The organism is Bradyrhizobium sp. SOJA106 (assembly GCF_059448745.1).
In genome coordinates, this window is record NZ_CM182549.1 from 783,874 (window position 1) to 808,389 (window position 24,516).

The 24,516-nt window shown below is 64.2% G+C and carries 26 protein-coding genes; 18 read left to right on the forward strand and 8 right to left on the reverse strand.

Annotation, left to right across the window (positions count from 1 at the left end):
• Nucleotides 1–170: 170 nt before the first annotated feature.
• The 4 genes from AC5V87_RS03675 (at nt 171) to AC5V87_RS03690 (ending at nt 5,998) form a co-directional block, all read left to right on the forward strand.
• Nucleotides 171–554, forward strand: a complete 384-nt coding sequence (locus tag AC5V87_RS03675; RefSeq protein WP_495370041.1) for a nuclear transport factor 2 family protein — start codon at nt 171–173, stop codon at nt 552–554.
• Nucleotides 555–592: 38 nt separating this feature from the next.
• Nucleotides 593–2,383 (forward strand): acyl-CoA dehydrogenase C-terminal domain-containing protein, encoded by a 1,791-nt coding sequence (locus AC5V87_RS03680; protein ID WP_495370042.1) that lies wholly within the window; start codon nt 593–595, stop codon nt 2,381–2,383.
• 47 nt (nt 2,384–2,430) lie between these two features.
• Nucleotides 2,431–3,639, forward strand: a complete 1,209-nt coding sequence (locus AC5V87_RS03685) for an acetyl-CoA C-acetyltransferase (RefSeq protein WP_456841305.1) — start codon at nt 2,431–2,433, stop codon at nt 3,637–3,639.
• 145 nt (nt 3,640–3,784) lie between these two features.
• Nucleotides 3,785–5,998, forward strand: coding sequence for an FAD-dependent oxidoreductase (locus AC5V87_RS03690; RefSeq protein ID WP_495370044.1), 2,214 nt, complete (start codon nt 3,785–3,787; stop codon nt 5,996–5,998).
• Nucleotides 5,999–6,400: 402 nt separating this feature from the next.
• Here AC5V87_RS03690 and AC5V87_RS03695 read toward each other — a convergent pair whose 3' ends face one another.
• The gene (locus AC5V87_RS03695) at nt 6,401–6,709 is read right to left on the reverse strand and encodes a hypothetical protein (RefSeq protein ID WP_495370045.1); all 309 of its coding nucleotides are present in this window, start codon (nt 6,707–6,709) and stop codon (nt 6,401–6,403) included.
• A 236-nt stretch (nt 6,710–6,945) separates the two neighbouring features.
• Nucleotides 6,946–7,149, reverse strand: a complete 204-nt coding sequence (locus AC5V87_RS03700) for a glutathione S-transferase N-terminal domain-containing protein (protein WP_495372030.1) — start codon at nt 7,147–7,149, stop codon at nt 6,946–6,948.
• Nucleotides 7,150–7,308: 159 nt separating this feature from the next.
• Here AC5V87_RS03700 and AC5V87_RS03705 point away from each other — a divergent pair, with 159 nt between their 5' ends.
• The 3 genes from AC5V87_RS03705 (at nt 7,309) to AC5V87_RS03715 (ending at nt 9,968) form a co-directional block, all read left to right on the forward strand.
• Entirely contained in the window at nt 7,309–7,806 is a 498-nt protein-coding gene (locus AC5V87_RS03705; protein WP_495370046.1) for a MarR family winged helix-turn-helix transcriptional regulator, read from the forward strand.
• 98 nt (nt 7,807–7,904) lie between these two features.
• On the forward strand, nt 7,905–9,275 hold the full coding sequence (locus AC5V87_RS03710) for a glutamate--cysteine ligase (RefSeq protein ID WP_495370047.1): 1,371 nt from the start codon (nt 7,905–7,907) through the stop codon (nt 9,273–9,275).
• A gap of 114 nt (nt 9,276–9,389) precedes the next feature.
• Nucleotides 9,390–9,968, forward strand: coding sequence for a PAN domain-containing protein (locus AC5V87_RS03715; protein ID WP_456841300.1), 579 nt, complete (start codon nt 9,390–9,392; stop codon nt 9,966–9,968).
• Between the two features lie 98 nt (nt 9,969–10,066).
• On the opposite strand, the gene AC5V87_RS03720 is transcribed toward AC5V87_RS03715, so the two are convergent.
• Genes AC5V87_RS03720 through tldD form a run of 4 tightly spaced genes read right to left on the reverse strand, consistent with a single transcriptional unit; the run spans nt 10,067 to nt 13,200 of the window.
• The gene (locus AC5V87_RS03720; RefSeq protein ID WP_456843476.1) at nt 10,067–10,633 is read right to left on the reverse strand and encodes a nucleotidyltransferase family protein; all 567 of its coding nucleotides are present in this window, start codon (nt 10,631–10,633) and stop codon (nt 10,067–10,069) included.
• 8 nt (nt 10,634–10,641) lie between these two features.
• A complete protein-coding gene (locus AC5V87_RS03725) occupies nt 10,642–10,989 on the reverse strand; it encodes an MmcQ/YjbR family DNA-binding protein (protein ID WP_456841299.1) in 348 nt (115 codons plus the stop codon).
• 10 nt (nt 10,990–10,999) lie between these two features.
• Nucleotides 11,000–11,776: a signal peptidase I gene (lepB, locus tag AC5V87_RS03730; RefSeq protein WP_456841298.1), complete on the reverse strand. Its 777-nt coding sequence runs from the start codon at nt 11,774–11,776 to the stop codon at nt 11,000–11,002.
• Nucleotides 11,773–13,200 carry a metalloprotease TldD gene (gene tldD / locus AC5V87_RS03735; RefSeq protein WP_456841297.1) on the reverse strand — a complete coding sequence of 476 codons (1,428 nt, stop codon included), beginning with the start codon at nt 13,198–13,200 and terminating at the stop codon, nt 11,773–11,775. The genes lepB and tldD overlap by 4 nt, the downstream gene beginning before the upstream one ends.
• Before the next feature lie 170 nt (nt 13,201–13,370).
• Between tldD and AC5V87_RS03740 the strand changes: the two genes are divergently transcribed.
• Complete coding sequence (locus AC5V87_RS03740; RefSeq protein ID WP_456841296.1) at nt 13,371–13,658, forward strand: hypothetical protein; 288 nt, start codon at nt 13,371–13,373, stop codon at nt 13,656–13,658.
• Between the two features lie 6 nt (nt 13,659–13,664).
• Here the strand turns inward: AC5V87_RS03740 and AC5V87_RS03745 are convergent, their stop codons facing one another.
• The gene (locus tag AC5V87_RS03745; protein ID WP_495370048.1) at nt 13,665–14,225 is read right to left on the reverse strand and encodes an invasion associated locus B family protein; all 561 of its coding nucleotides are present in this window, start codon (nt 14,223–14,225) and stop codon (nt 13,665–13,667) included.
• A 447-nt stretch (nt 14,226–14,672) separates the two neighbouring features.
• Between AC5V87_RS03745 and coxB the strand changes: the two genes are divergently transcribed.
• From coxB to AC5V87_RS03790, 9 genes are all read left to right on the forward strand, one after another.
• Nucleotides 14,673–15,527 (forward strand): cytochrome c oxidase subunit II, encoded by an 855-nt coding sequence (gene coxB, locus AC5V87_RS03750; protein ID WP_495370049.1) that lies wholly within the window; start codon nt 14,673–14,675, stop codon nt 15,525–15,527.
• Nucleotides 15,528–15,614: 87 nt separating this feature from the next.
• Entirely contained in the window at nt 15,615–17,243 is a 1,629-nt protein-coding gene (gene ctaD / locus AC5V87_RS03755; RefSeq protein WP_495370050.1) for a cytochrome c oxidase subunit I, read from the forward strand.
• Between the two features lie 59 nt (nt 17,244–17,302).
• Nucleotides 17,303–18,247 (forward strand): heme o synthase, encoded by a 945-nt coding sequence (locus tag AC5V87_RS03760; protein ID WP_495370051.1) that lies wholly within the window; start codon nt 17,303–17,305, stop codon nt 18,245–18,247.
• Nucleotides 18,248–18,254: 7 nt separating this feature from the next.
• Entirely contained in the window at nt 18,255–18,419 is a 165-nt protein-coding gene (locus tag AC5V87_RS03765; RefSeq protein WP_018644977.1) for a cytochrome c oxidase system small membrane protein, read from the forward strand.
• A gap of 5 nt (nt 18,420–18,424) precedes the next feature.
• A complete protein-coding gene (locus AC5V87_RS03770; RefSeq protein ID WP_495370052.1) occupies nt 18,425–19,078 on the forward strand; it encodes a cytochrome c oxidase assembly protein in 654 nt (217 codons plus the stop codon).
• An 80-nt stretch (nt 19,079–19,158) separates the two neighbouring features.
• Nucleotides 19,159–20,055 (forward strand): cytochrome c oxidase subunit 3, encoded by an 897-nt coding sequence (locus tag AC5V87_RS03775; RefSeq protein WP_456841290.1) that lies wholly within the window; start codon nt 19,159–19,161, stop codon nt 20,053–20,055.
• Nucleotides 20,056–20,151: 96 nt separating this feature from the next.
• Nucleotides 20,152–20,553, forward strand: coding sequence for a DUF983 domain-containing protein (locus tag AC5V87_RS03780; protein ID WP_456841289.1), 402 nt, complete (start codon nt 20,152–20,154; stop codon nt 20,551–20,553).
• A complete protein-coding gene (locus AC5V87_RS03785) occupies nt 20,550–21,302 on the forward strand; it encodes an SURF1 family protein (protein ID WP_495370053.1) in 753 nt (250 codons plus the stop codon). The genes AC5V87_RS03780 and AC5V87_RS03785 overlap by 4 nt, the downstream gene beginning before the upstream one ends.
• A gap of 115 nt (nt 21,303–21,417) precedes the next feature.
• Nucleotides 21,418–21,783, forward strand: coding sequence for a nuclear transport factor 2 family protein (locus AC5V87_RS03790; RefSeq protein WP_456841287.1), 366 nt, complete (start codon nt 21,418–21,420; stop codon nt 21,781–21,783).
• A gap of 213 nt (nt 21,784–21,996) precedes the next feature.
• On the opposite strand, the gene AC5V87_RS03795 is transcribed toward AC5V87_RS03790, so the two are convergent.
• Complete coding sequence (locus tag AC5V87_RS03795) at nt 21,997–23,337, reverse strand: histidine kinase (protein ID WP_456841286.1); 1,341 nt, start codon at nt 23,335–23,337, stop codon at nt 21,997–21,999.
• An 86-nt stretch (nt 23,338–23,423) separates the two neighbouring features.
• On the opposite strand from AC5V87_RS03795, the gene AC5V87_RS03800 reads away from it, so the two are divergent.
• Complete coding sequence (locus tag AC5V87_RS03800; protein ID WP_235541153.1) at nt 23,424–24,068, forward strand: response regulator transcription factor; 645 nt, start codon at nt 23,424–23,426, stop codon at nt 24,066–24,068.
• Nucleotides 24,069–24,516 lie beyond the last annotated feature (448 nt).

Below are 24,516 nucleotides of genomic sequence, written 5' to 3' on the forward strand. Positions count from 1 at the left end.
CAATTGACTTGACTTTATGCGTATTGGTGCATATGCGTCAATGTGCATATGAGGTGAATCGGGGGGCGGGCCGGAGGCTCGACCCAAAAAACAGCGGAATCAACCTCCTCGCTACTGTGCATGGGGTTGTTTTCGCAGCTTTGCCCAAGGCCCTAGGGAGGCACTTGAGAATGACCGGCCTCGAGTCCTGGTACGCCTACACGAGGTCTCACGACACCAAGGCGCTGTGGGAGCTTCTGCATCCCGACGCGGTGTTCGAGAGCCCCGTCGTGCGCACCCCGCAGCGCGGGCGCGACATCAGCTTCAAATATCTCGCAAGCGCCGAGAAGGTGCTCGGCGGTCCCGGCTTCAGCTATGTCGGCGAGTGGAAAAACGAGAGCGGCGCCGTGCTCGAATTCAAGACCATCATCGACGGCATCGAGATCAACGGCGTCGACATCATCACCTTCGACGCCGAGGGACGCATCACTGATTTCAAGGTGATGGTGCGTCCGCTCAAGGCGATCAACATGCTGCATCGCCTGATGGCGGAGCAGCTCGCCGCCCAACCCTAGAGAATTCCACCAATCCAAGCCCGTGCCGGGAGAACGCAATGCCGATCTATAAAGCCCCTGTCGAAGACGTGAACTTCCTGCTCAACGACGTCTTCCAGATCGACCGCTACGACAATCTCGCCGGCTTCTCCGATGCGTCGAGCGACGTGCGCGAAGCGATCCTGGGCGAAGCCGCCAAGCTCGCCGAAGAAGTGCTGCAGCCGCTGAATCGCGTGGGCGATCTCGAAGGCTGCAAGCGCGCCGATGACGGCAGCGTCACCACGCCGAAGGGCTTCAAGGAAGCGTTCAAGCAGGTCGCCGAGGGCGGCTGGCTCGGCCTGTCGGCGCCTACCGAGTTCGGCGGCCAGGGCCTGCCGGTGACGCTCTCGCAAGCCGTCAACGAATTCCAGATCTCCGCCAACATGGCGTTCTCGATGTATGGCGGCCTCACCATGGGTGCGACCGCGGCGCTGCTCGTTCACGGCTCGCCCGAGCAGAAGCAGACCTACGTGCCGAAGATGATCGCCGGCGAATGGACCGGCACCATGAACCTGACCGAGCCGCATTGCGGCACCGATCTCGGCATGCTCCGCACCAAGGCGGTGCGCCAGGCCGACGGCAGCTTCAAGATCACGGGCACCAAGATCTTCATCTCGGCCGGCGAGCATGACCTCGCCGACAACATCATCCATCTCGTGCTCGCCCGCATCGAGGGCGCGCCCGCCGGTATCAAGGGCGTGTCGCTGTTCGTCGTGCCGAAATTCCTGGTCAATGCCGACGGTTCGGTCGGCGCACGCAACGGCGTCGTCTGCGGCTCGATCGAGCACAAGATGGGCATCCACGGTAATTCCACCTGCGTGATGAACTACGACAACGCCACCGGCTGGCTGATCGGCGAAGAGAACAAGGGCATGCAAGGCATGTTCGTGATGATGAACGAGGCTCGCCTCGGCGTCGCCGTGCAGGGCCTCGCGCAGTCCGAGGTTGCCTATCAGAACGCCGTCGCCTATGCCCGCGAGCGCATCCAGGGCCGCGCGCTCACTGGCGCGAAGGCGCCGGACAAGCCGGCCGATCCGATCATCGTGCATCCCGACGTGCGCCGCACGCTGCTCTCGATCCGCGCCTTCAACGAGGCCGCGCGCGCCTTCGTGATGTGGACCGCGCTGAAGAGCGACGTCGCCCACCGCTCCGAGGACCCGAAGGACCGCCAGGCCGCAGACGACCACATGGGCCTGATGACGCCGGTGCTGAAGGGCTTTCTCACCGATTACGGTTTCGCCAACGCGGTGCAGGCGCAGCAGATGTATGGCGGCCACGGCTACATCGCCGAGCAGGGCATGGAGCAGTTCGTGCGCGATGCCCGCATCGCGATGATCTATGAGGGCGCCAACGGCATCCAGGCGCTCGACCTCGTCGGCCGCAAGCTGCCGCGCGACGGCGGCCGTGCCATCATGGCGTTCTTCGGCGAGGTCATGGCCTTCGCCAAGGAGAATGGCGGCGACGAGGCGATGAAGCCGTTCATCACCCCGCTTTCCACCTCGCTCGGCCATCTCCAGCAGGCCACGACCTGGCTGATGCAGAACGCGATGGCGAAGCCCGACAATGCCGGTGCGGCCGCGACCGATTATCTGCATCTCTTCGGCTTCGTCGTGCTCGGCTACATGTGGGCGAAGATGGCCAAGGTGACCCAGGCCAAGATTGCCGCGAGCGGCGCTACGCCCTATCTCTCGACCAAGCTCGTCACCGGCCGCTTCTTCATGGAGCGGATGCTGCCGGAGACCGCGGCCAATCTCGCGCGCATCCAGTCCGGCTGTGCCACCATCATGGAATTGCCGGCGGAAGCGTTCTGAGGTGCTTCCGCGCCATCGAAATTCGAACAACAGATCAGGAGGGCGTCATGCCTGAGGCATTCATCTACGACCACGTTCGTACTCCTCGCGGTCGCGGCAAGCCGGACGGCGCGCTGCACGAAGTCACCGCGCTGGCGCTCGCCACAGTGCCGCTGAAGGCGCTGAAGGACCGCAACAACCTGCCGGAAGATTCGGTCGACGACGTCGTGCTCGGCGTGGTCGATCCGGTCGGTGAAGCCGGCTCTGATATCGCGCGCTTTGCGGCGCTGAAAGCAGGTCTCGGCGAAGCCGTGCCGGGCGTGCAGATCAGCCGCTTCTGCGCCTCCGGGCTCGACGCCGTGAACTTTGCGGCAGCCCAGGTGATGAGCGGCCAGCATGAGCTGGTGATCGGCGGCGGCGCCGAATCGATGAGCCGCGTCGGCATCGGTGCCTCCGGCGGCGCCTGGCCGATGGACCCGTCGATGGCGGTACCGGCCTATTTCATGCCGCAGGGCGTCTCGGCCGACCTGATCGCCACCAAGTATGGCTTCTCCCGTGACGACGTCGATGCCTACGCCGTGCAGAGCCAGCAGCGCGCCGGCAAGGCCTGGGACGAGGGCCGCTTCAACAAGTCGGTGGTGCCGGTGAAGGACATCAACGGCCTCACTATCCTCGCCAAGGACGAGCATATGCGTCCCTCGACGACGATGCAGTCGCTGGCGCAGCTGCAGCCGTCGTTCACAATGATGGCGCAGATGGGCGGCTTCGACGGCGTTGCGGTGCAGTCGCATCCCGAGATCGAGCGCGTCAACTACGTGCATCATGCCGGTAATTCCTCCGGCATCGTCGACGGCGCCGGCGCCGTGCTCCTCGGCAGCAAGGAAGCAGGCGCGAAGTACGGCATGAAGCCGCGTGCAAGAATCCGTGCGTTCGCCAACATTGGCTCTGAGCCGGCGATGATGCTGACCGGTCCGGTCGACGTCACCGAGAAGCTGTTCGCGCGCTCCGGCATGAAGAAGTCGGACATCGATCTGTTCGAGCTCAACGAGGCCTTCGCCTCCGTGGTGCTGCGCTACATCCAGGCCTTCGAGATCGACAACGACAAGATCAACGTCAATGGCGGCGCGATCGCGCTGGGCCATCCGCTGGGGGCGACCGGCGCGATGATCTTGGGCACTGTGCTCGACGAGCTCGAGCGCACCAACAAGTCCACGGCCCTCGTCACGCTCTGTATCGGCGGCGGCATGGGCACCGCGACCATCATCGAGCGGGTGTAACTGCCGTAGGGTGGGCAAAGCGAAGCGTGCCCACCATCACGAGCACAGCAAGAAATGGTGGGCACGCTGCGCCTTGCCCAGCCTACGAGATCGAGAATTCAACCGCCGCGCCTGGGATCGGCTGCGGCACCGAGGGAGCAACCAAATGGCCTTCAAGAACTTCAAGCTAGAGACCGATTCCGACGGCATTGCACTCGTCACCTGGGACATTCCGGGCCGTTCGATGAACGTGCTCGACGAGACCTCGACCAACGAGTTGGAGGCGATCGTCAAGGCGACCACGGCTGATGCCGCAGTGAAGGGCGTGGTCATCACCTCGGCCAAGGAGGCGTTCTGCGCCGGCGCAGATCTCTCCATGCTCGAAGGCATGAACCAGGCCTACGCCAAGGTTCTGAAGGAGCAGGGCGAGACCGCCGCGAACCAGATGCTGTTCGACCAGAGCCGCCGCTTCTCGCAGGTGCTGCGTTCGATCGAAACGTCAGGCAAGCCGTGGGCGGCCGCGATCAACGGCCTCGCGCTCGGCGGCGGTTTCGAGATCACGCTGTGCTGCCACTACCGCGTCGCCGCGGAGAACCCCAAAACACGCCTCGGCCTGCCCGAGGTCAAGGTCGGCCTGTTTCCCGGCGCCGGCGGCACGCAGCGCGTGCCGCGCCTGGTGCCGCCGCAGGATGCGATGACGATCCTGCTCAAGGGCGATCCGGTCACCGTCGAGAAGGCCAAGGCGCTGAACCTGATCCACGCCGTCGTTCCCGCCGCCGATCTCATCAGGGCCGCGAAGGACTGGATCAAGGGCGGTGGCAAGGCCGTCGCGCCCTGGGACGAGAAGGGTTTCAAGCTGCCCGGCGGCCCGGTGTTCTCCAAGGCCGGCATGATGATGTTCCCGGCCGGCAACGCGATCTATCGCCGCGAGACCTACGACAATTATCCGGCCGCGCGCGCGATCATGAGCTGCGTCTATGAAGGCCTGCAGCTGCCGATCGACGCCGCCTTGCGCGTCGAGTCGCGCTACTTCACCTCTGTGCTGCGTTCGAAGGAAGCGGCCGCGATGATCCGCAGCCTGTTCCTGTCGATGCAGGAGCTCAATAAGGGCGCGCGACGTCCGAAGGACGTGCCCGCGACCAAGGTGAAGAAGATCGCCGTGATCGGCGCCGGCTTCATGGGCGCGAGCGTCGGCTACGTCTCGGCCCGCGCCGGCCTCGACGTCGTGCTGATCGACCGCGACCAGGAAAGCGCCGACAAGGGCAAGGCCCATGCGCAGAAGGTGATCGAGGAGCAGATCAAGAAAGGCCGCGCCAAGCCCGGCGACGCCGAAGCGCTGCTGGCGCGCATTACGGCGACCGCCGACTACGCCGCGCTGAAGGACGTCGACCTCGTGATCGAGGCGGTGTTCGAGGACCGCAAGGTCAAGGCCGAGACCTTCGCCAAGGCGCAGGAATATCTCAAGCCGGACGTGATCTTCGCGTCGAACACCTCGACGCTGCCGATCACCTCGCTGGCCGAGAACTTCAAGGACCAGGACAAGTTCGTTGGCATCCACTTCTTCTCGCCGGTCGAGAAGATGATGCTGGTCGAGATCATCCTCGGCAAGAACACCGGCGACGTCGCGCTCGCGACCGCGCTCGACTATGTCCGGCAGATCGGCAAGACGCCGATCGTCGTCAACGACAGCCGCGGCTTCTTCGCCAATCGCTGCGTCGGCCGCTACGTCGCCGAAGGCAACGAGATGTTCCTCGAAGGCGTGCCGCCGGCGATGATCGAGAACTGCGCCAAAATGGCCGGCATGCCGGTCGGCCCGCTCTCGCTGTCGGACGAAGTCGCCCTCGACCTCGGCCTCAAGATCATGAAGGCCACCGAAGCCGATCTAGGCCCCAACGCCATCAATCCCGATCAGAAGAAGCTGATGGTGGAGATGGTCGAGAACCAGGGCCGTCTCGGCCGCAAGAACGGCAAGGGCTTTTACGACTATCCCGAGAAGGGCAAGGGTCAGAAGAGCCTGTGGCCGGGCCTCTCGGCGCTGCAGCCGAAGCAGCTTGATCCTGACACCCTCGACGTCGAGGAGCTGAAGCAGCGCTTCCTGGTGGTGCAGGCGGTGGAAGCTGCGCGCACGGTCGAGGACCACGTCATCACCGATCCGCGCGAGGCGGATGTCGGCTCGATCCTCGGCTTCGGCTTTGCGCCGTTCACCGGCGGCACGCTGTCCTACATCGACTTCATGGGCACGAAGACGTTCGTCGAGCTCTGCCACAAGCTGGAGGCGAAATACGGCTCGCGCTTCACCCCGCCGAAGCTGCTCGAGGAGATGGCAGCGAAGGGCGAAACCTTCTACGGCCGGTTCGCGCCGAACAAGACGGCGGCCTGACGGCCTGCCGACGACGCAGAAACAACATGGGCCGGATCCTTGATCCGGCCGTTTATTTTCCGTCGCCGAACGGGGAGACCGCGCGGCCTCGTCACCGCGCGGTCAATGCTCCGACCCATTTGCCGTCCTGTCACATCGGCTCATGTGTTTCCGTGCCACACTAGGGTCGCTGCAAATCCCCGCTACGGCCACGCCCGCTCCGCACTGGCACCGCTCTTGCTAACGAATCCACACAGCGACCATTAGCATCGAAGGTGTCCCGCAATGAACCTCACCGTGTTTCAAGATAGCGCAGCCGGCGTTGCGGTCAGATACTCGCCGCTGTTGCTGCTGGGACGGCCATGGTCGCGTCGCAAGACGCTCAGGCGCCGCAGGAAAATTCCCTCGTGGGTGGGCCTGGCCCTACTCGTCCTGGTCGCCGATGTGGCGATGTCGGTGCTTGCCTGGTTCGCCGTCAGCGTCGTCCTGCATTGAGAGTTCCCCTCTTTGCAGGTGGAACGCCCCCGCCAGATAGGCGAGCTGGCCAACCAACAGGCAGCCGACGACGATTGGAATGCCCGTCCAGAATCCGAAGTTCGAGCTCTGCAGAACGATCGCTGCAAGAATTGCGATGGCCGGCGAGACGAGCACCAGCGCCCAGACCCGGAAGAATAGGCCTGTCGCCAGTCCGGTGATTCCGCTCGCGAGCAATAAGAAAAATACGATCGTCACGACAGCTTCCCAGTTCAGCGGTCCGCATTCGCGTCCCTAGCTGAGGTTGAGCCAACTGGATTGCTCTCACAAGGATGCTAATGTTCGCAGAGTATACACGGCGGAGTTATTGTTAACTCTGCCAATGCTCGTAAAATTGATATGGCAACGCCTCAGACCCTCCCGGGTTCCGCAAGGAAGGGCCGTCATCTCTTCGCCGCTGACGTGATGTGCCTTTGCTTCGCCGGCGCCAGCGCCTAGGCGAAAGCCCGATCGGCGATCATCTGGACAATCACCGGACCTTCGGTCACGATCTCACCGCTGTCGAGGCCCAGCGCGGGGAGCTGGCCCTTGGAGTTCAGCTTCAGATAATCCTCGCATTTTCGAGCTTCCTGGCCCGGATATTCGACCTTGACCAGCTCGCAAGGCAGGCCGACTTCCAGGAGCGATGCGGGGGACAGGGAGCCGACGCCGGGCGAATATTACAGTTTTATGGAATTTCCTCCTCTTGCCGCTTGGCCGAGGCGAAAGAACGACTACATGCGCCTGCATGAAATAGTCAAGATTGATGCAGCTGCATCAAATAGGGTAAGAGACGGACGACGAGCTTGAGCGGGACCATGAAACGCAAACCATCGACCGAGGCGACTGCCGCCTGGATCCGCCTGATGCGGGTGCAGAGCCGCGTGCTCGATTGCGTCGAGCACGATTTGAAGAAGGCGGGGTTCCCGCCGCTCGCCTGGTATGACGCGCTGCTGGAATTGTCGCGTGCGCCGAGCGGAGAGCTGCGGCCGGTCGAGCTCGAGCGGCAGATGCTGATCCCGCAATACTCGACCTCGCGCCTGATCGACCGCCTGGTCGACGAGGGCCTTGCCTCCCGGCGCGAATGCAAGATCGACAAGCGCGGCCAGTTCGTCGAGATCACCGAAGCCGGCCGCGAATTGCAGAAGCGGATGTGGGGCGCCTATTCTGCCGCCATCGAGAAATATGTCGGCTCGAAACTGTCCGATGCCGATGCCGTCAAGCTCTGCGGTCTGCTCGACCGCCTGGGCTGCTCGTGCGGCGAGATGAAACTGCCGCCCGCCGCCAACGTCAACGAAACCTCGCCGACGCGATGATCGCGCGGCAAACCAGCACGTCTGCGCGCCCGGTGGGTTCGCGGACCATCCCGTCACCCGCGCGCATTCGGTCGAAGCGCTTTTGATTAGAGTTTGATATGGCGCGAGACCAGATCGATATGACGCCGCTGCAATCGCGCGACGAGCTTGTCGCGTGGTTCGAGGCCGGCTGCAAGGACCCGTCCGAATTCCGCATGGGCACCGAGCACGAGAAGACGCCGTTCACGCTCGATGGCCACCATCCCGTGCCTTACGAAGGCCCGCGCGGCATCGGCGCGCTGCTCGAAGGCATGAAGCTCCTGCTCGGCTGGGAGCCGATCATGGAGAAGGGCAACATCATCGGCCTCTACGACGTCACCGGCGGCGGCGCGATCTCGCTCGAGCCCGGTGGACAGTTCGAGCTCTCCGGCGCGCCGGTCGAGAACGTGCACCAGACCCAGAGCGAGCTGATGGCCCATCTGGCACAGGTGCGCGAGATCGCGGCCCCGCTCGGGATCGGCTTCCTCGGCCTCGGCATGACGCCGTCCTGGTCGCGCGCCGACATCCCGGTGATGCCCAAGGGCCGCTACAAGATCATGACCAATTACATGCCGAAGGTCGGCCAATACGGCCTCGACATGATGTACCGGACCTGCACGGTGCAGACCAATCTCGATTTCTCCTCCGAAGCCGACATGGTCAAGAAGCTGCGCGTCTCGCTCGCGCTCCAGCCGGTCGCGACCGCCCTGTTTGCCAATTCGCCGTTCACGGAGGGCAGGCCGAACGGCTTCCTCTCGTTCCGCTCCGAGATCTGGCGCGACACCGACAATGCGCGCTCGGGCATGATGCCGTGGGCGTTCGAGGACGGCATGGGGTTTGAGCGCTATGTCGACTATGCGCTCGACGTGCCCATGTATTTCGTCAAGCGCGGCGAGGAGTATATCGACGTCTCGGGCTCCTCGTTCCGCGCTTTCTTCGACGGCCGCAACAACAACCTTCCCGGCGAGCGTCCGACCCTGTCGGATTGGGCCAACCATCTCTCGACCATCTTCCCGGAAGTGCGGCTGAAGCGCTATCTCGAGATGCGCGGCTCCGACGGCGGCCCGTGGGGCCGGCTGCCGGCACTGCCGGCATTCTGGGTTGGGCTGCTCTATGACGATGTCTCGCTTGATGCGGCCTGGGAGATCGTCAAGCACTGGAGCGCGCATGAGCGTCAGGCCCTGCGCGACGACGTGCCGCGCTTCGGCTTCAAGGCGCGGATCAAGGACCGTTATCTGTTCGAGATCGCCAAGGAATGCCTCGTCCTGGCACATGCCGGCCTGCGCCGGCGCGGCCGGATCGACCAGCTCGGCCGTGACGAGACGCGGCATCTAGAGCCGCTCGATCGCATCATCGATTCCGGCCGCACCCCGGCCGAGGAGATGCTCGAGAAGTTCAACGGTCCTTGGAACGGCTCGGTGGAACCGGCCTACGCGGAATACGCTTTCTAGACAGATAGGCCAACGCCCAGGAGTTTGAGCCGTTCATCGCCCATACAGGTTTGCGGCGATCAAATGACCGGCTGAAAAAACCTGAGCGTCGTCAATAACTCGAAAGCTGTTCTGATGGGGAAGGGCCGCCCGTCCAGGGCCGTCATGCCGAAGGTCTTGGCAAGCGTCGCGGCCTGCGTCGCGTTGCTTTCGTTCGCATTTGCGAGCTGGCCCGCGCGCGCCCAGACGGCGTTCGATCGGCCTGGCGGCGACTATTTCAGCGCGCCGGTCACCTCGGGCGATCCCGAGGATTGCGCGCTGCTCTGCGAGCGCGACCGCCGCTGTCGTTCCTGGAGCTTCAACTATCCCGACGTCGAAGGCGGCTCGGCCGTGTGCTGGCTCAAGAACGCCGTGCCGCCGCGTGTGCCCGGCAATTGCTGCATCTCCGGTGTGCGCGGTGCTGGCGTGATCGAGCCGCGCGTCGAAGGCGTGGAGACGTCGATCGACCGCCCCGGCGGCGATCTGCGCAATTTCGAGCTCAAGGACGGCGAAGGCGAGGAGGCCTGCAAGGCGGCCTGTATCGCCGACAACAAATGTCGCGCCTTCACCTATGCCCGCCCCGGTTACACCGGGCGCGAGGCGCGCTGCTTCCTCAAAAAGGAAATCAAGCCGCCGCGCCGCAAAGCGGGATTCACGTCGGGCGTGGTGCGGTAGGTAAGGTGCCGCAGGGGCAAAGGCGCGAAGCGCCGTGCCCGCCATCTTTCCGTGATCGCGAAGAAATCGTGGGCACGCTTCGCTTTGCCCACGACAACTCACTCCGCGGCAATCACCGTCAGCTCCGGCCATAGCCTCTTCCATCGCGCGGTCTTTGCGGCGTAGTTCGCGGCGGAAAAATTCAGCGCCCGATTGGGCCGCGCGATCAGCCCTGCGATATCGTCGAAGCCGTGCGGTGCGTAGACCTCATGGCCATCGCCCCTGCGCCTGACACCGACTTGCGTGTTCTGCGTCAGGAAGCGGTCGATGCCGTCGCTCGAACGCATCAACGGTGGATAAGGCAGGCCGTGCTTGTCGGGATACCAGAGGTGCACGCGTGCCTGGTTGCGGATCTCGATCCTGGCGCCGAGATGCCCGAGCCGTTCGTGCAGCGTGCGGATCACGGCATCCTCGGCTTCCCACGAGGTGTCGGGGTCGAAATAGAACACGTCATAATCCGAGATGCCGTGGTCGATCGCGCGCATCGTCAGCACGTTCCATACCGTCTGCGCGAGACACCCAGCGACCAGCCACGCATCCGGCAGCGCGAGGCGATGGAGTTCATCGACGATCGCGGCATTGACCGGATTTTTCAGCGCCAGTGCGAGAAAGCGCGCCTCGTCCATCGCGTGGCTCACGCGCCCTCGCGCGCGTCATACTGGGCCCGCGCCGCCTTCGATGCCAGTGCGCGCCAGCGCCGCCGCAGGAACGGCTCGACGATCCCGCGCTTGGCCTTCGACAGGCGGATCAGCACGATCGGATAGTCGGCGTAGTGATCGGTGAAATAGAAGATTTTTGGTTGGCGATCGACCAGCATGGCACGCTCGTCGATCGGCACATCCGGCATCACCAGGCTGTCGCCGTCTTCCTTCAGGCGCGCCAACAGCTTCTTGCGCACCTTCAGCGCCGGCGTGCCGTATGAGGTGCCGTCCTCGACCTCCGGCCACGTCAGCGCGAATTTTCTGACGTCGTCGAAGGTCATGAGGATCAGCTCAGTGCACGGCGGTGAAGAACCGCGCGAGCCGGAAACCGGAGAGCCAGGTCCACACCGGCTGGCCGCGCATGCCGAGATCCCAGGAGCCGAGCACGGCATCCGCGCGTCCGACCAGATTGTCGATCGGCAACAGGCCGACCCCGCCGGAACGCAGCGGCACGCGGCTGTCGGCGGAATTGTCGCGGTTATCGCCGAGCACGAAGAGATGGCCGGGGGGTACCGTCACCTCGGGCGTGTTGTCGAGCGGACCGTTGTCGCGCATCTTGAAGATCAGATGCGAGACGCCGTTCGGCAGCGTCTCGACATAGCGGTGGGCGGGCTCGCTGCCGCCATTGTCGTCCTCGGCCTGGCCGATGCCATCCGGCTTCAACTCGGCGGGACGGTCGTTGATGAAGAGCTGGCCCTGCCGCATCTGGATGCGATCGCCGGGCAGCCCCACGACGCGCTTGACCCAGGCCTGCGAGCGGTCGCCGGGCCAGCGGAACACGACGACGTCGCCCTGCTTCGGCGTCTCCGCGAACACGCGGCCGCTCTCGGGCAGGTTGATCTGGATCGGTAGCGACGAGGTACCGTAGCCGTAGGGGAATTTCGAGGCGAGCAGGGCGTCGCCGATCAGCAGCGTCGGCTCCATCGAGCCCGACGGCACGTAGAACGGCTCGGCGAGCGCGCCCTTGGCGATGAACACGGCCGCGACGATGCCGGCGAGCTGCATCAGCTGGCCGCCCCAGCCGCTGGTCTTCCGCTTGGCGGGGACAGTTACCTTCTCGACACTCATGCGCCTGTTCCACCCACCGTAATGCGTTCCATCAGAAGTGACGGCTGGCCAACGCCGACAGGCACGCCCTGGCCGTTCTTGCCGCAGGTGCCGATACCGGTATCGAGCGCCAGATCGTTGCCGATCATGCGGATGCGATGCAGGTCGGTTGGCCCGTTGCCGATCAGCATGGCGCCTTTCAGCGGCGCGCCGATCTTGCCGTTCTCGATCTTGTAGGCCTCGGTGCACTGGAACACGTATTTGCCCGAGGTGATGTCGACCTGCCCGCCGCCGAAATTTGCGGCGAACACGCCGTTCTTCACGGAGGCAAGGATCTCGGCCGGGTCGCGGTCGCCCGCGAGCATGTAGGTGTTGGTCATGCGCGGCATCGGCACATGGGCATAGCCCTGGCGGCGGCCGTTGCCGGTCGGCTTCATGTTCATCAGCCGCGCGTTCTGGCGGTCCTGCATGTAGCCGACGAGGATGCCGTCTTCGATCAGCACCGTGCGGTTAGTCGGCGTGCCCTCGTCGTCGATCGACAGCGAGCCGCGGCGCGAGGCGATGGTGCCGTCGTCGACGACAGTGACGCCCTTCGCGGCGACCTGCTGGCCCATCAGGCCGGCGAACGCGGACGTTTTCTTGCGGTTGAAGTCGCCTTCGAGGCCGTGGCCGACCGCTTCATGCAGCATCACGCCGGGCCAGCCGGCGCCGAGCACGACGTCCATCTCGCCGGCGGGGGCGGGGATCGATTCCAGATTGACCAGGGCCTCGCGCAACGCGCCGTCGGCGGCCTCGCGCCAGTTCTTGCTCTCGATGAATTCGGCATAGCCGGCGCGGCCGCCATAACCCTTGCTGCCGCTCTCCTGGCGGTCGCCTTGACCTGCGACGACGGAGATGTTGACGCGCACCAGCGGGCGGATGTCGCGATAGCTCTCGCCGTCGGGCCGCAGGATCTCGACCACCTGCCAGGTCGCGCCAAGGCTGACGCTGACCTGCCGCACCCGCGGATCCTTGTCGCGCAGATAAGCATCGATCTCGGCGAGCAGCTTGACCTTGGTCTCGAAGCCCGGCGCATCCAGCGGATTGTCGTCGCCATAGAGCCGCACATTGGTGTGCGGAGGCGGGGCGGCGAAGCTGCCGGAATAGCCGCCGCGCACGGCCGCGACCGCGTCGGCGGCGCGAATCAGCGCCGGCAGCGACACATCGGAGGAATGCGCATAGCCGACCGCGTCGTCCTTGACGGCGCGCAGGCCAAAACCCTGCGAGGTGTCGTAGGTCGCCTGCTTCAGCCGCCCATTGTCGAACATCAGCGCTTCGGTCTGGCTGTATTCCAGGAACAATTCGCCGTCGTCGGCGCCGGCAAGCCCGCGCGCGACCTCGTTGCGAACTTGGTCGCGATCGAGATTGGCGCGGTCGAGCAGGGAGGTTGTGGCAGGATTGGTCATGCGTCCGTCCATTATCGGGGGATGTTGGGCAAGATAATGGTTTCCCGCGCGTTCCGCGAGGGCCGGGCCGTCACATTACGGAAACGATAGGTACGGCTTCCGCTTAAGCCGGCTTTCAGGAATTACGGCTATCGAGGGCGACCCTTGATGAGAGATCTGCCGGCAAAAGCATGAGGAATTCCCTGCTTGTGTTCTGGGATCAGTATCACGGCCTGGTCATCGGCTTTGGCGCACTGGGGCTGGTCCTGCTCTTCAACCAGTTCGTCTATCGCCGCTTCTGGGCCTCCTATCCCACACGCGAGGATTATGTCGCAGCTCACCCTGGCTGCGACACCGCGGACGGCGTGGTCTGCGCGACATGCCGGCGCAAGGCGCTGGTCGGGCCGGTGGCCGGGAGAGGCGGCATCTACCGCTGCGGCTGGTGCGACACGGAGCTCTATCGCGTCGACGCGGCGTGAGCGCTGCTACGGCAGCTTGTCGTAGCCCTCGCCGAGCCCGTTCAGGCTGAGCGGGAAGCCGATGCCTTCTTCCGGCGTCTCGAAGATGATGAAGGTCGCGGTCTTGGCGTTGCGCAATTGGCCGAGCAGCTTGTCGTCCATGACGACCTCGGCGACGCAGCCATTGGGCAGGCAGCGGACGAAGCCGGCGCGGCCGACATCCTGGTTGTCGAGCTTCAGCCCGAGGCCGGAGGGCAGCAGCACGCCGAGCGGGGCGACCACCCGCATCAGCCGGCTTTTCTGGTCGGCGGTCTTGAGCACGATCACGGTCAGGCCGGCATTGGAGCGGTCCTCGGCCACCACGCTCTGGATCAGGGCGCATTGCTCAGTCTGGGCACCCGGCGGGGTGTCGCAGCGGATCTGCCAGTCGCCATGGACCGAGCGCACCGCGCCCTGCGCATGGGCAAGGCTTGGTACGAAAAGGCCCGGCAGCGCCAGCAGGACCACCGCGGCCAGCAGGGCTGCCAGCGACGTGAGGCCGTCAGCCTGCCTTTTGGTCTCCCTTGCCATGCATCTCGAAAACCCCATCGGGTCGATCCCTCTGCTCGCCTGGGTCGCTCGCACCTGGCGGACTGATACGGGAATGACGGCGGCTTGAAGGCGATTCCCTAGCAAATTCCGCGCCGCCCACACCGCCACCATCAGCACGAATCAGGTTCCTGCGCGGCTGTTCGCCAGTGCCTACCGCGGGCAATGCGGCTGTCAAGCCGCAGCATCCCGGGAAACGGTATTTTTGTCTGATGTTACTAGGAAATATCCTGCGGGTGATCGCTGACAGACCGGCCTCAAGACTGCATTGCGATAGATCAAGAATTATGGTTTGAGAGGCTTGATTTCGGCGTTCTAGCGATCTGGCCCCAATTCCTCTTAGAGGTATTCTTGCGCGGCGGTTTGTCAGACGGGCGGATCGAATAAGCGTTTCCCAGAAATAGGGAAACGCACTTGGGGTGATTTCGTAAGGGGAGCGCGAACGGCATGAGGATGTCGATGGGTCGGGTGGGCTGGCATTTGCTGGGATTGGCCACCATCGCCTTGGTGGCGGCTGGCATGACGCTGGCGACGGGCGGGACGGCATTCGCCGAGCTCGGGCAGCCGGCGCCGTGGGAATGGACGCTCCAGCAATCCGGCTCGCCGGTGATGGACAACATCGTCTGGTTCCACAATTTCCTGTTTGTGCTGATTACCCTGATCACGCTGTTCGTTCTGGCGCTGCTGGTGATCGTGGTGCTGAAGTTCAACGCGAAGGCCAATCCGGTGCCGTCGCGGACCACCCACAACACGCTGATCGAGGTGGTGTGGACGCTGGTTCCTGTGCTGATCCTCGTCGGCATCGCGGTGCCGTCATTCCGGCTCCTGTTCCTGGAGCTCGACGTGCCGAAGGCGGATATCACCGTCAAGGCGACCGGCAAGCAGTGGTACTGGTCCTACGCCTACCCGGACAACGGCAAGTTCGAGTTCGACTCGCTGATGGCCCAGGACAAGCAGCCCCGCCTGCTCGGTGTCGACAACGAGATGGTGGTGCCGGTCAACAAGGTGATTCGCGTCCAGGTCACCGGCGCCGATGTCATCCACGCCTTCGCGCTGCCGGCCTTCGGCGTCAAGATCGACGCCATTCCGGGTCGGCTGAACGAGACCTGGTTCAAGGCCGCCAAGACCGGCATGTTCTACGGCCAGTGCTCGGAACTGTGCGGCAAGGATCACGCCTTCATGCCGATCGCTATCCGCGTGGTCAGCGATCAGGAGTTCGCCTCCTGGGTCGAGACGGCGAAGAAGAAATTTGCGAGCGGCGGCACCAGCACCTACGCCTCGGCGGCCGGCCCGACGCAGTAAGCGCCTGGCGACGGCTCGAGGGACTGAAAGCGACATAAAGGGCGGGACCTCCAAAGGTCCGAACGGGACGCAAGGCAGGATTTGAAAATGGCAACGAGCGCAGCGACACACGGCGATCACGCGCAAGACCACGGACATGACCACGAGCACGCTCATCCGACCGGATGGCGGCGCTACGTCTATTCGACCAATCACAAGGACATCGGCACGATGTACCTGATCTTCGCGGTCGTCGCCGGCATTATCGGTGCCGCGATGTCGATCGCGATCCGTGCCGAGCTGATGTATCCGGGCGTGCAGATCTTCCATGAGACGCACACCTACAACGTCTTCGTGACCAGCCACGGTCTGATCATGATCTTCTTCATGGTCATGCCCGCGATGATCGGCGGCTTCGGCAACTGGTTCGTGCCGCTGATGATCGGGGCGCCCGACATGGCGTTCCCGCGCATGAACAACATCTCGTTCTGGCTGCTGCCGGCCTCGTTCGCGCTGCTGCTGATGTCGACCTTCGTCGAGGGCGAGCCGGGCGCCAACGGCGTCGGCGCCGGCTGGACCATGTACGTTCCGCTGTCGAGCTCCGGCCATCCGGGCCCGGCCGTCGACTTCGCGATCCTGTCGCTGCACCTTGCCGGTGCCTCGTCGATCCTCGGCGCCATCAACTTCATCACCACCATCTTCAACATGCGCGCGCCGGGCATGACCCTGCACAAGATGCCGCTGTTCGTGTGGTCGATCCTGGTGACGGTGTTCCTGCTGCTGCTGTCGCTGCCGGTGCTCGCCGGCGCGATCACCATGCTGCTCACCGACCGCAATTTCGGCACGACGTTCTTCGCGCCCGACGGCGGCGGCGACCCCGTGCTGTTCCAGCACCTGTTCTGGTTCTTCGGCCACCCCGAGGTGTACATCCTGATCCTGCCCGGCTTCGGCATGATCAGCCAGATCGTCTCGACCTTCTCGCGCAAGCCCGTGTTCGGCTATCTCGGCATGGCCTACGCCATGGTCGCGATCGGCGGCATCGGCTTCGTGGTGTGGGCGCACCATATGTACACGGTCGGCATGTCCTCGGCGACGCAGGCCTATTTCGTCGCCGCGACCATGGTGATCGCCGTTCCGACCGGCGTGAAGATCTTTTCCTGGATCGCCACGATGTGGGGCGGCTCGATCGAATTCCGCGCCCCGATGATCTGGGCGGTGGGCTTCATCTTCCTGTTCACGATCGGCGGCGTCACCGGTGTCGTGCTGGCGAACGCGGGCGTCGACCGCGCGCTCCAGGAAACCTACTACGTCGTCGCGCACTTCCATTACGTGCTGTCGCTCGGCGCGGTGTTCGCGATCTTCGCCGGCTGGTACTACTGGTTCCCGAAGATGACGGGCTACATGTACAACGAGACGCTGGCGAAGGCGCATTTCTGGGTCACCTTCATCGGCGTGAACCTGGTGTTCTTCCCGCAGCACTTCCTCGGCCTGTCGGGCATGCCGCGCCGCTACGTCGACTATCCCGATGCCTTCGCCGGCTGGAACTTGGTCTCGTCGCTCGGCTCCTACATCTCGGGCTTCGGCGTCCTGATCTTCCTCTACTGCGTGATCGACGCTTTCGCCCGCAAGGTGCCGGCGGGCGACAATCCGTGGGGTGCGGGTGCGACCACGCTGGAGTGGACGCTGTCCTCGCCGCCGCCCTTCCACCAGTTCGAAGTGCTGCCCCGCGTGCAGTAAGCCATCTTCCGCGGCGCCCGCATGGGCGCCGCGGCTCTATAACGAAGCGAGCTAGATTAGTGTCCGTCCTCGACCACAACGCCATCGACATCAATCCGCGCATCTCCGAGGCGGAGGTTCGCGACTACATCGCGCTGCTCAAGCCGCGGGTGATGTCGCTGGTGATCTTCACCGCGCTGGTCGGCATGGCTATGGCGCCCGGGCATTTCCACTGGGTGCTTGCGATCACCTCACTGCTCTGCATCGCCGTCGGCGCCGGCGCCTCCGGGGCGCTCAACATGGCGCTCGAAGGCGATATCGACGCGAAAATGTCGCGCACGGCGAACCGGCCGATCCCGCGCGGCCGCATAACCCGTCCTGAAGCCATGGCGTTCGGTACGACGCTCGCCTTCTTCTCGGTGATGACGCTCGGCATCCTCGTCAACTGGATCGCGGGCGCGCTGCTCGCCTTCACCATCTTCTTCTACGTCGTGATCTACACGATGCTCTTGAAGCGCTGGACCGCGCAGAACATCGTGATCGGCGGCGCCGCCGGCGCGCTGCCGCCGGTGGTGGCCTGGGCCGCGGTGACGGGCACGGTCGACGTCGAGCCGCTGCTGCTGTTCGCCATCATCTTCTTCTGGACGCCGCCGCATTTCTGGGCGCTGGCGCTGTTCCGCTCCGACGATTACGCGCGCGCCGGCATTCCGATGCTGCCCAACGTCGCGGGCCCCGACGCGACGCGGCTGCAGATCCTGCTCTACACCATCGTGCTGATCGCGGTCGCCGCCGCGCCATGGGCGCTCGGCTATTTCGACGCCGTCTACGGCGTGGTCTCGCTGATCCTCGGCACCGGCATGTTGCTGCTCGCGATCAACGTCTACATCCGCCGCGAGCGCAGCCAGTCCTTGCGCGCGACGCGGAAACTGTTCGCCTTCTCGATCCTGTATCTGTTCGCGCTGTTCGCGACCCTGCTGGCCGAGGTCGTGTTCCGGGCGCTTGCTCCGATGGTTGGGGGCGCATGAGGCAGGAATGGCCGACAAACCCGAGCCAGATGGAATCGTCCTCACCGAGGCGCAGAAAAAGAGTCGTCGTCAGCGCTCCATTGCCATTGCTTTGGCGCTCGGCGTGCTCGTCGTGCTGTTCTTCGCCGTCACCATGGTCAAGGGACCGGCAGTGCTAGTCCGGCCGATGTAGGAATCATGGATCACGATCCGACCATATCGCAGGACGTCAGCGCCAAGCCGGCCAATCGTAAGCCGGCAAAAGGCCGAGGGCTGGGCCGCGATGTGGTGGTTGCCTTCATCTGCGGCGGCGTGGTCGCACTGATGGTCGGCGCCTCCTATGCGGCGGTGCCGTTCTACAACTGGTTCTGCCGCGCCACCGGCTTCAACGGCACGACGCAAGTCGCGACCGCTGCGCCCGCCAACGGGCCGATCGCGCGGAAGATCGCCGTGCGCTTCGATTCCAACGTTGCGCCCGGCCTGCCCTGGAAGTTCGAGCCGGAGCAGAGCGAGATCGAGGTCAATATCGGCCAGGTCGTCACCGTGTTCTATACCGTCACCAACCAGGCCGCGCGCACCACCGCGGGCCAGGCCGCCTACAATGTCGCGCCGCTGACGGTCGGGTCCTACTTCCAGAAGATCAACTGCTTCTGCTTCACCGAGCAGACCATGGCGCCGGGCGAGAAGCGCGAGATGCCGGTCGTGTTCTATGTCGATCCGTCGATCGCCGACGATCACGAGAACGACGGGCTGAACACGATCACGCTGTCCTACACGTTCTATCCGGTGAAGGATCCGGTGGTGAAGCCGCTCGCATCCGGCGAGGACGACAAACGCAAGGGAAATCTCTGATCGCCGGGCTTCGCGCCACGGGGGTTGGAAACAAGGGGATAAGTGCCGGACAGGCACGGGATTGAGGAGAGAGACCGCAAATGGCTACCGCGCAAGGCAAGCATCACGACTACCACCTGGTCGATCCCTCTCCTTGGCCGGCCGTCGGCTCGCTCTCAGCCTTCATCATGGCGGTCGGCGCGATCGCCTGGATGCACCATATGTTCTCGGCAGCGCCGATCGTGTTCGGTGTCGGCACCGTCGGCGTGCTCTACACCATGGCGAGCTGGTGGGCCGACGTGATCAAGGAAGCCCAGTACAAGGGCGATCACACCCGCGTCGTGCAGCTCCATCACCGCTACGGCATGATCCTGTTCATCGCCTCCGAGGTGATGTTCTTCGTGGCCTGGTTCTGGGCCTATTTCAACGCGGCGCTGTTCCCGGCCGACGCCGTCCACGCCACCCGCGATGCGGTGTTCGGCTGCGGTCTCGGCACCCAGGCCGGCGCCTGCTCGGTCCCTGGCACCTGGCCGCCCCACGGCATCGAGACTTTCGATCCCTGGCATCTGCCGCTGCTGAACACGCTGATCCTGCTCACCTCGGGCACCACCGTGACCTGGGCCCACCATGCGCTGCTCGAGAACGATCGCCAGGGCCTGAAGTACGGCCTGATTCTCACGGTCTTGCTCGGCGCCGCCTTCACATGCGTGCAGGCCTATGAGTACAGCCATGCGGCGTTCTCCTTCGCCGGCAACGTCTACGGTGCCACCTTCTTCATGGCGACCGGCTTCCATGGCTTCCACGTGCTGGTCGGCACCATCTTCCTGATCGTGTGCCTCGCGCGCGCTTATGCCGGCCACTTCACGCCGAAGCAGCATCTCGGCTTCGAGTTCGCCGCCTGGTACTGGCATTTCGTCGACGTGGTCTGGCTGTTCCTGTTCCTCTGCATCTATGTGTGGGGACACGGTGCCGAGACCATGGCCCACGGCGCGCACTAAGTCGTCGTGAATTGATCAGAAGGGGCGGTCGCAGGGCCGCCCTTTCGCTTTTCGCCCGCCGCAAGCTCGGCGGAAACTGTGATAGAGTCCGCGATCATGAACGACACCACCGGCACATCCGAGCCCGAGACCACGGTCCTGCAAAGCGCGATGCGCGGGCTTGCCTGCAAATGCCCCCGCTGCGGCCAGGGCAAGCTTTATGCGGGCTTCCTGACGCTCGCGCCGTCCTGCGACCGCTGCGGCCTCGATTACGCCTTTATCGACAGCGGCGACGGTCCGGCGATCTTCATCATCATGCTGGCCGGTGCGATCGTGGTCGGCTGCGCGCTTGTCGTCGAGGTCAAGTACCAGCCGCCGTTCTGGCTGCATGCGGTGCTGTGGCTGCCGCTGATCCTCGCCACCACGCTGTTGCCACTGCGCTCCATGAAGTCGCTGCTGATCGCGCTGCAATTCCACCACAAGGCGGCGCCGGGCCGGCTGATCGACCGCGCGAAATGAACGAGACGGCGCGCAAGCCTCGCGTGGCCGGCTTCGCGCTGTTCACGCTCTTGCTGACGGCGATCTTCATCTCGCTCGGAGCCTGGCAATTGCAGCGCCGGGTCGCCAAGCACGAGCTGATCGCGGCACTCACCGAGCGGTTGGCCGAGGCGCCGATCGCGCTGCCGCCGCCGGCGCAATGGACCGCGCTCGATCCCGCGCACGACGAATTCCGCCGCGTCAGCTTCACCGCGACCTATGCACCGTTGCCTGATGCGATGATCTATTCCTCCGGCTCGGCCGTGCGCAAGGACGCATCCGGCCCCGGCACCTGGGCCTTCCTGCCTGCGCGCCTTCCGAACGGTGAGATGATCGTGATCGACGCCGGCTTCGTCGACAACACGATGCAGGACCGCGGTGTCGAGGATCGTGCGGTAAAGAAGCTCGTCACCGGGCAGCCGGTCGCGCTCACCGGCTATCTGCGCTTTCCCGAGGCCCCTGGCTGGCTGACGCCGGCGGCGAATCGCGACAAGCGGCTATGGTTCGCGCGCGATCATCTGGCGATCGCAAATGCGCTTGGCTGGGGCGCGGTTGCGCCGTTCTATATCGATCTGGAGCGGCCTGCGCCCGAGAACGGCATCCCGCGTCCGGGGCCGCTCGACGTGCATCTGAAGGATGATCATCTGCAATACGCCATCACCTGGTTCGCGCTCGCAGGCGCGGTGCTGATCGGGCTCGGCGTCTGGATGAGGGGGCGACGCCCCGCCTGACATGACCGTAGGTTCCGGAAGCAACCCGGGATCACCCGGGCTTTATTATTCAGCGCATATTCACGACTGTGGTCCTAAGCCCCGCGCACGTTTTCGCGGCAAACAGGATGTTGGCGTGAGCGATATTGATCAGATGGGAATTGTCGTCGACTGGGTCGACGCCTGCCGCACGGGCGACCTTGCGAGCCTGCTCGACCTCTACACGGACGACGCCCGGCTCGAATGCACCTGCAACGGCACGCAGCATTATCGTGGCCGAAGCGAGCTCGAAACCTACTGGAGACCCCGGCTCAGCACCTTCTCGTCGGTCGGATTCGGCCTCGAAGAAATCAATCCCGTGCCGCACGGCATCGATCTCGAATATTCCGTCGCTGGCTCACTGCGCATCCTCGCCTCGTTTCGCTTCAGTGCGGAAGGCAAGATCAACAGCACCCTGTGCACCCCGTCGCCGCAGAACTCCCACGACGGCTGCGCGTGCTAACTAAAACGCGATAAGTTTTGGTGCATCGATGCGTGCCCGGGAATCTGTTCGCCTCTCCCCCACGGGGAGAGGTGAACCACGGACAGCGCGCCGAACCTGATTTCATTATGCTCTAAAGCGCGATGAGATTTGGATGAATCGTCATCGCGCTTTAGGTTGTTGTTTACGCATGATCTTTCCGGAAAACCGCTTCGCACTTTTCCGGATCATGCTTTAGCTCTGCGGCGGCTGTTCTCGCGTCGCATCCACCGGCAGTCGGCAGCGCACATAGGTTCGCTCGTCCGCGCGCAGCAGTGACAATGAACCGCTGAGCGCGCGCACACGCTCGTGCATGCCGGTGAGGCCCCGGCCAAAGACGTTGTTCTCCGGAAAGCCGCCGCCATCGTCGGAGATCTCGATGGCGAGCGCCTCGTTCGCGCTGGTTGCCTGCACATGGGCATTGCGGGCATTGGCATGACGCAGGACGTTGGTCAGCGCCTCCTGGATCACGCGATAGACGGTCTGGGCCAGCGGTCCGTTGATCTCGTTCAGCGCGGGATCGATCGCGGCCGTCAGGCTGATATGCGGCGCCTGCCTGCGAAAGTTCTGGAGCAGCGTCTGCACGCTGGTCTCGAGCCCCAGTTGCTCGATGTAGAGCGGCCGCAGCCGGTCCAGGATGCGGCGATTGGCCTGCTGCAGCGCCTCGACCGATCGCATCACCTCCTGCGCCGAATTGCCGAGATTTCCTGCTTGCGGCGAGGCCTCGGCCAGCGCGATGGCGCTGGCGCGGATGCCGAACAGCAGCGGTCCGAGCTCGTCATGCAGCTCGCGGGCGAGGTCGCGCCGCTCGTCGTCCTGGAGCGACACCAGGCGATGCAGCAGGTCGCGATTGTCCTGGCTCAGTCGCGCAAGCGTCGTTGCCAGCGCGTTGGCCTCCTCGCAGCTCTGCCGGATCTCCGGCGGCCCTGCCACCGGGATCGGCATCGCGTAATCGCCGCGCCGCATTCGGGTGAGGCCTGCGCCGAGCTTTTGCAGAGGGCGCAGCGCCGATTCCGCGAACAGATAAGCGATCGTGCCGGTCAGCACCGTCAATACGGCGATCAGGCTCGTCAGCGCCAGAAAGCCGATCCATTTCTCGAACAGGTCGGCCGATAGATCGGGCATGAAGACGATGTCGCCGACACGCTTGCCATCGATGATGACAGGTGAGGCCGCATCCATATCCGGAATGACGATCAGGTCGGCGAACCATTGGGGTACGCCATGCGGATCGTGCAGACGGTCCTTCACAGCGGGCGCGGGACCTGCTTCCATGGGGCGGAATTGGATATCAGAGGAGGGATCCAGCGAATGGACGAACGCATCGAGGATCTTCCGTGGATTGTCCGAGGCGCCGAGGGCGTTGTTGAGCGCGACGGCGACGGTCCGGGTCGAACGGCGACCCGGCTCGTTCTCGTCGACCAGCTGGCCGGTCGCGAATGTCTGGAGCAGCACGCCGCCCATGGCCAGCGCGGCTAGAAAGCTCAGGCCGAGCGGAAGAAACAGTTGGGTTCTGAACGAGAGCCGTTGCCACATTAGGTCAATTCTAACGCGCATCGGGGCGATTTGCTCTTTCCATTTGTTCCCGCCGGTCTATGAGTCGAAAAACAAGAGAGCGCGCGATGCAAGATACCGCCAAGCCGGCGACCAAGGTTCTGATCGTCGACGACCATCCTGTGGTGCTGTCCGGATGCCGGACGCTTTTCGCGTCCGACCATTCGATCCGCATCGACGAGGCGACGGATGCCAAATCCGGGCATCGCGCCTATGTCAGCAAGCGGCCTGATGTCACCGTGATCGATATCAGCCTGCCCGACGTTTCCGGTTTCGAGCTGATGCGACGCATCCGCAAGGACGATCCCGAGGCCAAGATCATCATGTTCAGCATGAATGACGATCCCGCGTTCGTGGTGCGGGCGGTCGAGCTGGGCGCACAGGGCTATGTTTCCAAGGGCGACGATCCCAGGATCCTGCTGAAAGCCGTACGCAAGGTGGTCGCGGGTGACAATTTCATCTCGCCGCAGCTTGCCGAAGCCGTGACGTTCTCCGGCGCCGCGATCAAGGCCAATCCGGCCTCGCAGATGACGCCGCGGGAGCTCGAGATCCTCCGCCTGCTCGGGCGCGGCGACAAGATCGTCGAGGTCGCCGAGGCGCTCGGCATCTCCTACAAGACGGTGGCCAACACCACCTCTCTTCTCAAGCAAAAGTTAGGGGCCAAGAACCATTCCGACCTGATCAGGATCGCGGTGGAAATCGGGATGAACTGAGGTCCGATAGCGACCGAACCGGCTGCTCCAGGATGCAGCGGTTCGGTCGACGGATCGGCGCCGCCGTCGGCCGGGCAATGCATGGATGACGGCGGATACGATCCGCCGACACAATCGGCCGCCGGATCATTCGTTCCCGAGGCAACCGAAAAATTCGGGAAAAAGTGGCAGATCCGGAACGAACCTGCGCGGGAAAGCGCAGGGACCGGCCCGAAACATCCCGGGAAAAACAGGGAACATCTTTCGGCGTACGCAGTTTTCGCTCTTGACGATCTGATGACGGGCAACGAAAGCTGGCGCCGACAGTTTAGTGGGCCTCGCCACCCGCACGAGCCAACCGGTCTGCACACATCAACGACAGACCTTCCAAGAGAGGGCTGCGGCATCGCCGCAGCCCTTTTCGTTGCAAAGGCCTCGGTGGGAAGCGGTTTCCCGACGCCGCAAAACA

Excerpts from the sequence above, each read along its gene's own strand:
- AC5V87_RS03675 (WP_495370041.1), top strand. The coding sequence starts at position 171 with ATGACCGGCCTCGAGTCCTGGTACGCCTACACGAGGTCTCACGACACC.
- AC5V87_RS03680 (WP_495370042.1), top strand. The coding sequence starts at position 593 with ATGCCGATCTATAAAGCCCCTGTCGAAGACGTGAACTTCCTGCTCAAC.
- AC5V87_RS03685 (WP_456841305.1), top strand. The coding sequence starts at position 2,431 with ATGCCTGAGGCATTCATCTACGACCACGTTCGTACTCCTCGCGGTCGC.
- AC5V87_RS03690 (WP_495370044.1), top strand. The coding sequence starts at position 3,785 with ATGGCCTTCAAGAACTTCAAGCTAGAGACCGATTCCGACGGCATTGCA.
- AC5V87_RS03705 (WP_495370046.1), top strand. The coding sequence starts at position 7,309 with ATGAAACGCAAACCATCGACCGAGGCGACTGCCGCCTGGATCCGCCTG.
- AC5V87_RS03710 (WP_495370047.1), top strand. The coding sequence starts at position 7,905 with ATGGCGCGAGACCAGATCGATATGACGCCGCTGCAATCGCGCGACGAG.
- AC5V87_RS03715 (WP_456841300.1), top strand. The coding sequence starts at position 9,390 with ATGGGGAAGGGCCGCCCGTCCAGGGCCGTCATGCCGAAGGTCTTGGCA.
- AC5V87_RS03720 (WP_456843476.1), bottom strand. The coding sequence starts at position 10,633 with ATGGACGAGGCGCGCTTTCTCGCACTGGCGCTGAAAAATCCGGTCAAT.
- AC5V87_RS03725 (WP_456841299.1), bottom strand. The coding sequence starts at position 10,989 with ATGACCTTCGACGACGTCAGAAAATTCGCGCTGACGTGGCCGGAGGTC.
- lepB (WP_456841298.1), bottom strand. The coding sequence starts at position 11,776 with ATGAGTGTCGAGAAGGTAACTGTCCCCGCCAAGCGGAAGACCAGCGGC.
- tldD (WP_456841297.1), bottom strand. The coding sequence starts at position 13,200 with ATGACCAATCCTGCCACAACCTCCCTGCTCGACCGCGCCAATCTCGAT.
- AC5V87_RS03740 (WP_456841296.1), top strand. The coding sequence starts at position 13,371 with ATGAGGAATTCCCTGCTTGTGTTCTGGGATCAGTATCACGGCCTGGTC.
- AC5V87_RS03745 (WP_495370048.1), bottom strand. The coding sequence starts at position 14,225 with ATGGGGTTTTCGAGATGCATGGCAAGGGAGACCAAAAGGCAGGCTGAC.
- coxB (WP_495370049.1), top strand. The coding sequence starts at position 14,673 with ATGAGGATGTCGATGGGTCGGGTGGGCTGGCATTTGCTGGGATTGGCC.
- ctaD (WP_495370050.1), top strand. The coding sequence starts at position 15,615 with ATGGCAACGAGCGCAGCGACACACGGCGATCACGCGCAAGACCACGGA.
- AC5V87_RS03765 (WP_018644977.1), top strand. The coding sequence starts at position 18,255 with ATGGCCGACAAACCCGAGCCAGATGGAATCGTCCTCACCGAGGCGCAG.
- AC5V87_RS03770 (WP_495370052.1), top strand. The coding sequence starts at position 18,425 with ATGGATCACGATCCGACCATATCGCAGGACGTCAGCGCCAAGCCGGCC.
- AC5V87_RS03775 (WP_456841290.1), top strand. The coding sequence starts at position 19,159 with ATGGCTACCGCGCAAGGCAAGCATCACGACTACCACCTGGTCGATCCC.
- AC5V87_RS03780 (WP_456841289.1), top strand. The coding sequence starts at position 20,152 with ATGAACGACACCACCGGCACATCCGAGCCCGAGACCACGGTCCTGCAA.
- AC5V87_RS03785 (WP_495370053.1), top strand. The coding sequence starts at position 20,550 with ATGAACGAGACGGCGCGCAAGCCTCGCGTGGCCGGCTTCGCGCTGTTC.
- AC5V87_RS03795 (WP_456841286.1), bottom strand. The coding sequence starts at position 23,337 with ATGTGGCAACGGCTCTCGTTCAGAACCCAACTGTTTCTTCCGCTCGGC.
- AC5V87_RS03800 (WP_235541153.1), top strand. The coding sequence starts at position 23,424 with ATGCAAGATACCGCCAAGCCGGCGACCAAGGTTCTGATCGTCGACGAC.